Origin of the sequence: Nitratireductor sp. StC3 (assembly GCF_003015025.1) — a bacterium.
In the GTDB taxonomy this organism is placed as follows: domain Bacteria; phylum Pseudomonadota; class Alphaproteobacteria; order Rhizobiales; family Rhizobiaceae; genus Mangrovimarina; species Mangrovimarina alexandrii.
The window spans coordinates 1-9690 of sequence record NZ_PYBP01000028.1; the positions used below are offsets into that span (position 1 = coordinate 1).

A 9690-nucleotide genomic window follows, 5' to 3' on the forward strand; every position below is an offset into this window, starting at 1 on the left:
CTCGCAAGTCTTGACGCTCTGGCTGTCAATGATCGAGGCTGTAGGTGAGGCCTCCTGGCCGCAACGCTCGCGGTCCAGCTTCAGGAGCTGGTGGTTGATCTTCTCGGACAGGCAGTCGTCGCGGACCCGGCAGAACCACCGGAACATCGTGCTCCTGGGCGGGAGGTCCGACGGCAACAGCCACCAGCCGATGCCGCGGCGCATGGCGTAGAAGGTCGCGTTCATGATTTCGCACTGCGGCAAGCGGCGTGGACGCTCCGTCTTTGCCACGGTCGGCACCATCAAATATCACTTCCGATCGGTCAGATCGGTTTCGTAACGTAGGTGCTCTCGGCAACGCCGAGAGGTAGCTGGCGTCCACATCAGGTCTCTCCGAATAAGCTTTGACAACCAATTCGGAAACACGACCGTGCCAGCTGCTCAACCCTTTCGAGACGGGCTCTCAGAATGTCGGAGGAGTGTTTATCCAGAGCACTTTGGTACGTGTTCTGCCCGGGTTTCTATATTCATGGTCAAGTTTTGACGCAAAGAAGAACGAATCACCTTCCTCAAGGATGTAGGATTTCCCCGAAACGATCAGCTCGATGGTCCCTTCCAAAACGAATCCTATTTCCTCCCCTCTGTGGCTTATCGTTCCATCGCTGCGGCCGTGAGCCTCAATGACATGAATTCCCGCTTGCAAGAGCGTGCGGTGTGCGATCGGGGAAAGCGCCTCTAGCGACACACCATGACCCATCTGCGCGCGCACACTGGTGTCGGAGCTCCTACTCGTCCGCCGAGTTACGAACACGTCATCTTGTGGGTCGGCAGCGGCAAAAAGCGTGGTGATGTTGGTGTTGAGAACGCCGACAAGCCTGTGGAGCATAGACAGTGAGGGCTTCACCTTGTCGTTTTCGACTTTCGACAGGAACCCCTCGGAGCAGCCCGCCGCCGCCGCAAGTTCCTTCAAGCTAAGCCGCTTGGTAAGTCGGGCGTGACGAAGGCGCAAGCCGATATTCGGGCTCGAACCGTCAGAAGCCCGGGGTTCAGGAAGATTAAGGTCATTCCTCACGATATGCTGCTGCCGTGTCTTTTACGTTCGCGATCTAACTATCGGTCCGAGAGCAGAGACCAGATCGTCGAGCCTCTGGCAAGCTGCACGACAATCGGCTCCCCAATGTCGATCACCCGCATAGGCATCTTGCCGGGAGTCATGTCAAGTCACTTGCCAAATAGGAAAGACACTTGACAATCACCGTCGAGGCGATAACGTGCTCGAAATAAAGGTTGGAGGAGGATTGTGATGAAGACACCGAGGAGCACGGGAACAGGCGATTGGTTGCGGCCGAACATCACGAATGATCTGGTGCCGCCTCTTTCGCGCCGGCAATTCATGGCTTGGACGGCAGGCGCGGCTCTCGGTGCGGCCTGGTTGGCCTCGGTGAGGGGCGCGGCGGCCCAGGGCGTTGCCGCGAGTGGAGATCATGAGCTTCCGTCGATCGAGAGCATTCCCGATCACCTCAAGGGATCAGGACAGGTTGTGGTTGCGACGTGGGGCGGCGTCGGTACGGAGATGCAGCGGCCGGCCTACTATGAGCCCTTCACGAAATTGACTGGCATCGAAGTCGTCGAGGCCGTCGGCCCATCGGCGGCTAAGGTCAGGGCCATGGTGGACGCTAAGAACGTCGAGTGGGACGTCGTCCAGACTTCGCGTGGTACCGTGATCGAGCTGGAACGGCTGGGGAACTACTTCCACGAGATCGACTACGGCCTGGTCGACATAGACAACATTGCCGAGTCATACCGCCACCCCAAATCGCTCGACATGCTTCCTTACGCGCAGATCTACGCATACCGAGCGGACGAATATTCCAAGGAACAGCCGCCGAGGACATGGGGCGACTTTTGGGATGTTGCGAAATTTCCCGGGCCGCGGACCCAATCTGCGGCGACAGATGGCAATTATGCCGAACTGGTCGGGGCATTGATCGCCGATGGCGTAGAGCCGACGGCAGATGCCATCTACCCGATCGATATCGACAGGGCTTTCGACAGTCTGGCCAAGATCAAGCCGCACATCGTGAAGTGGTGGACCTCGGGTGCCGAGCCGCTTCAGATGCTGGCAGACAAGGAAGCCCTGATGGCTGGGGCATGGAACGCGCGCATAGCAGCAATTCAAGCGGCTGGAGTGCCTGTTGAGATCGCCTGGGAGGGGGGCACCCTGTTCAGCAATTCCTGGGCAGTGCCGAATGGCGCACCGAACCTGGACAACGCCATGAAGTTCATCGGGTTCACGACGATGGCTCAGCCGCAGGCGCGTTATTCGATGCTCCTCCCCTACGGTTACACGAACGGTGGCGCTGGCAAGCTTATCCCGGATGATATCGCTGCCAACCTTCCGACCACGCCACACAATCTGGAAAAGCTCATTCCCCAGGACGTCGAGTGGTGGGCGGAGAATCGTCCGAAGGTGATCGATAGGTGGACCTCTTGGGTTCTTGAGTAATGTTGCCGCGGCGGCGCGGACTATGCTGAAGCCCGTGCCGCCGTCCGCTTCCGTAACCAATCAATCTTCCCTCCTTGCAAAGCTGGTTGTCGTTCGATGATGCAATCCGGCTGGAGAATTCTGGGTCCCGCATGAATAGCAGTTCCGACGCAAAAGCCATCATCGGCGCCGCTCTGCGCGTAGGTGGAGTCTCCCTCTCCTACGGGTCGGTCGGCGCCGTCAGGGGAGTGGATCTGGATGTTCAACCTGGTGAATTCATCACGCTTCTGGGACCCAGTGGCTCCGGGAAAACCTCCACGCTAATGATGGTCGCCGGGTTCGCCTATCCGGATGAGGGAGAGATATTCCTCGACGGACAGGAACTCACAAACCTGCCGCCTAATGAGCGCGGTATCGGCATGGTGTTCCAGAGCTACGCTCTGTTTCCGCATATGACCGTTGAGCAGAATGTCGGTTTCCCCTTGAAGATGAAAAAAAAGAGCAAGGGCGAGATTAGCGCGCGCGTCGCCGAGGTCTTGGAGGTTGTCAATCTCCAAGGATATCAGGACCGCTTCCCCGGGCAGCTTTCTGGAGGCCAGCAGCAGCGCGTGGCGCTGGCGCGGGCCATCGTCTTCAATCCTCCCCTCCTGCTCATGGACGAGCCCCTTGGGGCGCTCGACAAGCAGTTGAGGCTGCATCTTCAAGTCGAGATCAAGCGGATTCAGGAGTCTCTCGGCCTGACGGTTCTCTACGTCACGCACGATCAGGAAGAGGCGCTTGTCATGTCCGACAGGATCGGTGTGATGGACGACGGGCGTCTTCTCCAACTCGGAACGCCACACGAGCTCTACGACAATCCCGCGACCGAGTTCGTGGCCTCATTCATCGGCGAGAGCAATTTCCTCGCAGGACAGGTTCTGCAGGCGGATAACGGCTACATGTCTGTCGACGTCGGCGGCCAGTCGATCCTAGTTCCGGCGAGCGCCGGCAGCGCTGCCATCGGACAGGTGGTCATTGCCGTCCGCCCGGAGAAAATCTCGTTGGCTCCGGGTGGAGATCTTGGCGGAGACATGAACCTTCTGCTCGGCGTCGTGAGCCAACGCTTGTTCGTCGGCGACGCGATTCGCTACAAGGTGGACGTGCTGTCCGGCGCGTCGCTGGACATCAAGCAGCAGCGCACCGCTACGAGTCGGTCCTGCAGCGTTGGCGAGCAGGTTTCCGTATGCTGGCATAAGGACGATACGAGGATCTTTCCTCAGACGGCCGAAGCCTCGTTAGCCAATTGAGGCCAGCCAGTATGCATCCTCACAAATCCTCCCCCATGGATCGCAGCGTCAGCTGGCTTGTCGTGCCGATCTTATTGTTCCTGGCAGTCTTTTATGCCTATCCGGTGATGTCCATGCTGTGGCGAAGCATCAGCGATCCCAGCATGTCGCTCGAGCACTATCGGAACATATTCACGAGCGCGACATTCCTCAGGATCTTTCTTCTCAGTTTCCAGATCGCCGCGGTTGTTACGCTTATCAGCCTCGTTCTCGCGTATCCGCTGGCCTACATCATGGCTACGTCATCACCTTTCATCTCCCGGCTGCTGCTGGCTCTCGTCCTGATACCGTTCTGGATCAGCATTCTCGTACGCTCCTACGCGTGGATGGTTCTTCTCGGCCGCGAGGGGCTAGTGAACGCTATCTTGATGAAGATCGGCCTGATCGACGCTCCGATCCGTCTGCTGAACACGACCTTCGCCACATATGTCGGCATGGTCCATGTCCTTCTTCCGTTCATGGTGCTGCCGCTGTTTTCAGTTCTGCGAAGCATAGATCGCCGCCTGTTGATGGCAGCCGACGGACTGGGGGCGCGGCCATTCACGATCTTTCGCCTGATCGTCTGGCCGCTGTCGATACCCGGCGTCATCGCCGGTTGCCTGCTCGTGTTCGTGCTTTCGCTTGGCTTCTACGTGACGCCGGCCCTCCTGGGCAGTTCCCGCGATCTCATGATCGCCATTCTCATCGGAATCCACGTGGATCTGTTCAACTGGGGTCTGGCTTCGGCTCTGGCAACCGTACTCCTGCTGATCACATTGCTCATCGTTGGCGTGTTCGACCGCTTCATGAACCTCGAAAAGGTGCTGGGTGGAAAGAATGGCCGGTAAACGCCCGAAGAAAGGTCGTGTCCGTACGCATCGGCACTTGGTAACATTTGCTGCCGCGTTGGTTGCGTTCTTCCTAGTGTTCCCGATTTTCGTCATCGTCCCCGTCTCCTTTTCGTCGTCGGATTTCCTCCAGTTCCCGCCACCCGGGCTGAGCCTGCAGTGGTACGAGCAACTCGTGACACGAGATGTCTGGCTCGACTCGGCATTGCTGAGCTTCTCGGTCGGCGTCGCGGTGATGATCCTGGCTACCCTGCTGGGCACGGCTGCTGCCTTCGCCACCGTAAGAGGCAAGCTGAAGAACCGCCGGTTGATCAGTGCCTTCATTCTCTCCCCGCTGATCGTTCCCGGCATCGTGGTGGCGATCGCGATCTATTTCTTCTTTTCTAGGATCGGCCTCGCCGGAACTCCCCTGGGCATGATCTTTGCGCATACTGCGCTCGCGGTGCCCTATGTGTTCGTCAACGTCACAGCCACCTTGTTCGGGTTTGACAGGCGTTTGGAACAGGCCGCGATGATATCGGGCGCGAACCGCTGGCAGACCTTCAGATACGTTACCCTACCCGTCATTCGTCCCGGAATGATGGCCGGCGCCTTGTTCGCCTTCATTGCCTCCTTCGATGAATTGATCGTGGCGATCTTCATCGCCGGCACGGGCGCCAGAACCTTGCCGGCACGTATGTGGGAAGGGGTCAGGATGGAGATCTCGCCCACGATCGCAGCCGTGGCGACCGTCACGATCATTATTTCCATCGCGGCTTTCATGACAGCCGCATTTCTGGAGAAGCGGGCGGCAAAGCTTTCGAAGCCGCTGGCAGAAAACGATTTGGAGCGCTGAGCAGATGGTTGACCGGACGACGGTAATCGAGGGTGGCACGGTGGTCGCGTTTGACGGAAAGGAGCACCGGATCGTAGAGAACGGCTTCGTTCTGTTCTCCGGTGACCGCATCGTCGAAATCGGAAGAAACTTCTCGGCGGAAGCTGGCAATCGCATCTCTGCTAAAGGCAAACTCGTCATCCCTGGACTGATCAGCCTGCACGCGCATGCGGGCGTCGATGCCGGCAGCCGCGTCATCGTGGATGGGGGGCGCCGCGATCTCTGGCGGTCCGGTTTCTTTAATTTCGAGCCCATTAATGGCTCGAACTCACGCTCTTTTGGACGCTCTGCGGATACGAACGCCGGGTTGCGTTACGGTCTTGCCTGCCTGTTGAAAGGAGGGGTCACAACTGCCGTCGAGCTTGGGGGCGGCGATGGAGGGTTCGACCAGCGGATGGTGGAGCTAGCCGATGAAGCGGGCATCAGGCTCTACTACGGGCCGACCTTCTATTCTGGCTACTACGCGTTCGACCCAGCAGGGCGGTTCGAACTGCGACCTGACGACCGGCAGGCGGAAGAGGCGCTTGATCGGGCCGTGGAGTTCATCGAGCGCTTCGACGGGGCGAATGACGGTCGCTTCCGCGGCATGCTCATTCCGTCCTCGTTCCTCCGCACGCCGCAGAATCTATTCCGCCGCGTCAAGGAGGCCGCAGCGAGCCTGGGTGTTGGCATCACCTTCCACATCACGGAATCGCTCTGGGAGTTTCAGCGGACCGTCGACGAACACGCCAAGACGCCGATCAGCGTGGTCGCCGATTGGGGTGTGCTGGGGCCGGAAGTTATCCTCGGCCACACGATCTATGTCAGCGGGCACAGCCAGACCGCCTGGCCATATGAAGGCGATCTGCAGGCGATCAGCCAGTCAGGCGCGACGGTCGCTCATTCACCCGTCACCTTCGCCCGTCGAGGCGTCGCCATGGAATCGTTCCAGCGATATCTCGATCATGGTATCAATCTCGGCATCGGTACCGACACCTATCCGCTCGATATTCTCGAGGAAATGCGGATCGCGGCAATCGCGGGGAAACTCGCGGACTCCAATTTCGAGTCAGCACGGGCCGCTGACGTCTTCAATGCCGCGACCCTCGGGGGCGCGAGGGCCCTGGGACGCGACGATATCGGACGCCTCGCGCCGGGTGCCAAGGCCGACATCACCCTGATCGACATGGCGAACCTTCGCATGAGCCCATTCGCGGACCCGATCCGGGCGCTTGTCTACTGCGGTACCGGCGAACTCGTTCATACGGTGGTGGTCGACGGCCGGACTGTCGTTGAGTCCGGCAAGCTCCAATGCTGGAACGAGAGTGAACTCCTCGCCGACGCCAATGCGTCGGCACAGGCGGTTTGGAACGAATTCAGCGAATACGATATCGGCGGCAAGACGATTGAGGACCGTTATCCGCAGAGCTTCAAGCCATGGACCGACGTTTCCTTCCCCTAACCGTTGCGCTGGAGATCGTTGATGGGCAACTTCGTCAGAAATGTCTCACACGCCCACCAGATTGATGTTTACTTCGACAATGGCATCATAGCTGAGATCAGCGGTACCACGGAGCCGTGTGACGCGGCGAACGTCATAGATAGAAGGGAATTTCTTCTTTTACCTAGCTTCATCAACACGCACGGTCACTTGTTCATAGAAAATATGTTGAAGGATCAAACGAACGAAGTTGGCAGCAGAGACTTCTACATGTTGCCGCGGACGGGCAGGTCCGAACACTCCTCGACCAACAGGGTGCGAATGAAAGCCCCCAGGAGGCGCAAGGACGGTCGATCAAGAAGGTTCCCGCGTCGCGTTGGGCCGGCTGGGGCGTTGAGGCACGGATGCCGAAAACCTTCGGCACGTTGAGATTCGATTTGGAAAGTAGGGCAGATTCATGACGAAGCCGGTTGAAAACGACACGGTCTGCGTAAGATCGGCTGCATGGATCGTCGCGTGGAGCGACGAGCTTCGCTCGCATATCTTTTTGCGCGATCAGGATTTCGCTTTCTCAGGCGACAGGATCGTTCAGGTCGGCGGAACCTATGACGAGCCCGGCGCGAGAGAGATCGACGGTCGCGGCGTGATGGTCGTTCCTGGCCTCATCAACATCCATTCACATCCGGACGTCGAAACGACTTATCGAGGCATCCGCGAGGACCATGGTGTCCCCGAGATGTACATGACGGGGTTGTATGATCGCGTCCAGGCCTACGGCTTCGACGAGCAGTCTCAACTGGCCTCGGCCGAAGTCGCATATTGCGAGATGTTGCTTTCAGGATGCACCACGGTGGTCGACCTGTCGTCGCCCTATCCGGGCTGGAGCGAGCTCGCGGCCAGAAGTGGTTTGCGTACCTATCTGGGACCTCATTTTGCTTCGGCGCGTTGGAAGGTGCCGAACTCGCATACTGTAGAATACGAATGGGATCTGCCCCGCGGAGAGGCGGGCCTCGCCTATGCGTTGGAGATGATTGACCAGTTCGCCAGTCACCCGAGTGGCCGGCTGTCCGGCATCCTCTACCCCGCACAGATTGACACCTGCGACGAGACTTTGTTGCGTGACGCGGCGGCCGAGGCGGATCGCCGAGACATACCCATCACAACCCATATTTCGCAAAGCGTCGTCGAGTTTCACGAAATGGTGCGGCGCCATGGCATCACACCTGTCCAATGGGCCGACAAGATAGGACTTCTGGGGCCGCGGTCGATCTTGGGTCACGCAATCTTCATCGACGATCATTCCAAGATTACATGGTGGACGAGGCGGGATCTCTCGCTTCTCGCGGAAAGTGGCACTTCGGTCGCACACTGCCCCACTACGTTCTCGCGCTACGGCCAAATGCTGGAGGATTTTGGACGCTACCAGGCTGCAGGCGTCACTATCGGGATCGGTACGGATTGCGTACCGCACAACATGATCGAGGAGCTGCGATGCGGACTCATTTTAGGACGTATCAGGACGTCGGACATCAACGCCGTCAGCAGCCGCGATATATTGGAAGCAGGAACAATCAACGGCGCCAAGGCCCTTGGGCGGGATGACATTGGCCGGCTCGCGACGGGCAAGAAGGCCGACTTTGCCCTGGTGGACCTGGCTGCACCATTGATGCAGCCGTTGAGGGATCCCTGGCGCTCGCTGCTCTTCTCGGCGGCTGACCGGGCGATTAGAGACGTGTTCATCGACGGCCGGCAGGTCGTCAAGGATCGCCAAGTGCTGACGCTGGACCACCTGGACGCGCTCGATCGCACCTTCGCGGGGCAGGTCAGAATGGAAAACAGCGTCTCCGCCAAGGATCGCGAGTCTCGAACGTCTCTCCAGATCTCCCCATTGTCGTTGCCAATTCAGTGAGCCATGTGTGTTCCGGCGTGGAATAGGGACCTGGTATCAGGGGTGGCCGGCATCCAAAAAGACCCCCGTAACGGTATGGGTTCAGACTGCCTCCGGTTTCATCGGAGGCATTTGTTTTGAACGTTGATCGTGGAGACGATTGCGAAGATGATGTGCCCCCACTGAATCGAACCGTTTTGAGCTGGAGTTTCCCATTTGTGCCCCTTGTCGGGAAACGGAAATTTCCATGAAGAAGTCGAAGGTTTCGGAAGCGTAGATTGCTTTCATCTTGCGTCTGGCAGATGATGGAATGCCGGTCGCGGAGGTGTATAGTTAGGCGTTCACCAAGCTCGCCCGCATTTTCTAGGCGGCCGTACGGCGCGGTATCGGCTTCGAGCACGGATTGGAACAGGCCATGGCTGCCTGAACCGAAGGTATCGATTACGGTTTCCCAAACGAAAGCCGCAGTTTAACGAGATTGGCGAATGGAAGCTGATGGTCGGAAGGGTTGAACACCCGCGTCCGTCCTGAAAGGCTGGTTCAAAAACAGCGCTGCGACGCCAAGATCTCTGCAAGGTCCAGGACGCGCGGATGTCTATCTTCGTGACAGAAGCAAATCGCTAATGTCCACGCGGGCCGAATCGCATGGCGCCGGTGGTGACCAAACGCAGAGCGTTCTGCGCCTTTTCCGCTTACCGAAGACTTCCTATTAGGCGCTGGACAGGTGGTGATCACAGGATTGTGAACACCAGAGAGTGGGCCGTATTTTGAAGTTTCAAGAGCGGCTGACGTTTAAAACCCATTTGAAGCCCTTTCAAAGGGTGTTTGAGGACTAGCCCTTCAAAAGTCGCACGTTTCCGGCTTTCTCGGTGCTTCCAACCGTCTTGGACAG

General features: G+C 58.5%; 7 protein-coding genes and 1 pseudogene. 6 read left to right on the forward strand and 2 right to left on the reverse strand.

All coding sequences use genetic code 11. The features are described 5' to 3' along the window. Both C7T96_RS23685 and C7T96_RS23690 read right to left on the reverse strand, forming a co-directional pair. A pseudogene (locus C7T96_RS23685) lies at positions 1 to 363 on the reverse strand (transposase); the annotation flags it as partial. Between the two features lie 79 nt (positions 364 to 442). After that, a complete protein-coding gene (locus C7T96_RS23690) occupies positions 443 to 1051 on the reverse strand; it encodes a cupin domain-containing protein (RefSeq protein WP_280951757.1) in 609 nt (202 codons plus the stop codon). Positions 1052 to 1282: 231 nt separating this feature from the next. On the opposite strand from C7T96_RS23690, the gene C7T96_RS23695 reads away from it, so the two are divergent. The 6 genes from C7T96_RS23695 (at position 1283) to C7T96_RS23720 (ending at position 8819) form a co-directional block, all read left to right on the forward strand. Continuing rightward, on the forward strand, positions 1283 to 2485 hold the full coding sequence (locus C7T96_RS23695) for an ABC transporter substrate-binding protein (protein ID WP_106573726.1): 1203 nt from the start codon (positions 1283 to 1285) through the stop codon (positions 2483 to 2485). Between the two features lie 131 nt (positions 2486 to 2616). Then, a complete protein-coding gene (locus tag C7T96_RS23700; protein WP_106573727.1) occupies positions 2617 to 3750 on the forward strand; it encodes an ABC transporter ATP-binding protein in 1134 nt (377 codons plus the stop codon). A 35-nt stretch (positions 3751 to 3785) separates the two neighbouring features. Continuing rightward, positions 3786 to 4616: an ABC transporter permease gene (locus tag C7T96_RS23705; protein ID WP_106573728.1), complete on the forward strand. Its 831-nt coding sequence runs from the start codon at positions 3786 to 3788 to the stop codon at positions 4614 to 4616. Beyond that, complete coding sequence (locus C7T96_RS23710; protein WP_106573729.1) at positions 4606 to 5451, forward strand: ABC transporter permease; 846 nt, start codon at positions 4606 to 4608, stop codon at positions 5449 to 5451. The genes C7T96_RS23705 and C7T96_RS23710 overlap by 11 nt, the downstream gene beginning before the upstream one ends. A 4-nt stretch (positions 5452 to 5455) precedes the next feature. After that, entirely contained in the window at positions 5456 to 6931 is a 1476-nt protein-coding gene (locus tag C7T96_RS23715) for an amidohydrolase family protein (RefSeq protein WP_106573730.1), read from the forward strand. 436 nt (positions 6932 to 7367) lie between these two features. Further along, positions 7368 to 8819, forward strand: coding sequence for an amidohydrolase family protein (locus C7T96_RS23720; RefSeq protein ID WP_106573731.1), 1452 nt, complete (start codon positions 7368 to 7370; stop codon positions 8817 to 8819). Positions 8820 to 9690 lie beyond the last annotated feature (871 nt).